At 39.2% G+C, this 1,885-nt stretch carries 1 protein-coding gene; it reads right to left on the bottom strand.

Features of this window, described 5'->3' with window-relative positions:
- Positions 1-89: 89 nt before the first annotated feature.
- The gene (gene ltrA, locus NEH75_RS00370; RefSeq protein ID WP_055305912.1) at positions 90-1,367 is read right to left on the bottom strand and encodes a group II intron reverse transcriptase/maturase; all 1,278 of its coding nucleotides are present in this window, start codon (positions 1,365-1,367) and stop codon (positions 90-92) included.
- Positions 1,368-1,885: the final 518 nt, after the last annotated feature.

The raw sequence follows: 1,885 nt of genomic DNA, 5'->3' as shown, positions 1-1,885 counted from the left end.
AATCGAGTAGGAGATAATTAATTAATTTAATCATCGTCCTCTCACACCACCGTACGTACGGTTCCGTATACGGCGGTTCTATTTTATCTCTAAATATGAACGGTTTGATAGTGGTCTAGTAGTGATACTAGACCTCTTCTTTTTAGTCTTTCATTCGTGATGGTTCGACATAAAATAAATGAGCGAGCGACTCTCGCATATCCTTTTCGGGTATTTGCCCATTCCCACGCCTTATCCTTATCGATTCCCAACCTCATTAAACTTCTATATTTGGTTTGAACCTTCTTCCATTGTTTCCATATACACATTCTTAATCGGAATCGAATATTTTTATCTAGATTTCCACATACCGTCCTCATCTTAGCGATTTTAAAATAATTCACCCATCCGATGATTAACTGCTTTAGTTTCTTCAGTCGATAGTCAAAACTCACACTCCAACTTCGTCGGGTGAGTCTTTTTAATTTCTCTTTCACTCTCATGATCGATATCTGGTGAGGTTTAGCTTTGAACTGATAGGCATTTTTATCCCAAAAGAAACCGAATCCTAGAAATTTAATTCCACTTGGTCGCTCAACCTTACTTTTTGTCACATTGACTTTAAGACCTAGCGTTTCTTCAAGGTATTTCGTCATGCTTTTCATCACTCGCTTCGCTGCCTTCTCACTTTTCACTAGAATTAAACAATCATCTGCGTATCGGACAAAATTTAACCCTCTTGCTTCTAGCTCTTGGTCAAGTTCATTTAACATGATATTGCTCAGTAATGGGGATAGATTGCCTCCTTGTGGGGTTCCAATCACCGATTCTTTATATTCATCATCCATCATGACTCCACTGACTAAGAATTTTCGGATGAGTGAAATGACATCTCCGTCCTTAATCGTATTTGATATCAACCTCATTAACTTATCATGGTTGACTTTATCAAAGAACTTTTCTAAATCGATATCAACAATCCATGTATACCCATCATTCATGAATTCTAGACTTTTAATAATCGCCATTTCTGCACATCGTCCCGGTCTAAATCCATAGCTGTTTTCATGAAACTTTTCTTCATAGATAGGGGTGAGAACTTGAGCCATCGCTTGTTGAATGAATCGGTCAACCACGGTTGGGACACCTAAATTTCGCACACCCCCATCTGCCTTGGGAATCTCGATTCGTTTCACCGGTTTAGGTTGATACGAACGCGTACGAATTTGGTCCTTTATCTCTTCACCATTTTCTTTTAAATAGTGTCCCAATTCATTAATCGTCATCCCATCCACTCCTGCCGCACCTTTATTACGCTTAACTTGTAAATAAGCTTGGTTTAGATTATTTGGGTGTAGGATTTGTTTTAATAAATTCTCTGTGTTCATATTTGTTACCTCCATGAGTTTCGTAACCTTCCATCCATCGTATCTATTTTTTTTTAGATATGTGTCTTATCACCTAATGGTTAATTAGGAAGGTGCAAGTATCATTTCTTTAACGGATAAAATAGTTCGGTCCTTCGCTCCTTTTAGTTTTCACTAACTCTCTTCACTACTACGACCTCGGCTGACTTCTTATATTCCATGTTTACCTCACGGTCAACCTTTGGGATAGAATATAAGACCTCCCCGGGTAAGGTGTATTATCTTCCCTTCCATCTATCTGCCACATTTACAACATACATTTTTTTTCTGTGTAGCTATTGGACTTTAACTTGTTATGCAGTCTTATCCTTGTATCCTGCCTGATGTGATTCCTGTTCGTCAGACCAGAAGTTTGCCCACGGACTTCCTTCAGATTCCTCCTCGCAGAGGACACCCTTGTCTTAGGCTATGTACTTTCCGCTACTTGGACGTACTCGGGACTTTAACCCGTTAGATAATACCCATGCCGGGCGCACATA

This window comes from Turicibacter sp. T129 (assembly GCF_025594975.1).
Classification (GTDB): Bacteria; Bacillota_I; Bacilli_A; order MOL361; family Turicibacteraceae; genus Turicibacter; species Turicibacter bilis.
Note: the sequence above shows the minus strand (reverse complement) of the source record. Positions and strands in the feature narration are given on the sequence as shown.

Excerpts from the sequence above, each read along its gene's own strand:
- ltrA (WP_055305912.1), bottom strand. The coding sequence starts at position 1,367 with ATGAACACAGAGAATTTATTAAAACAAATCCTACACCCAAATAATCTA.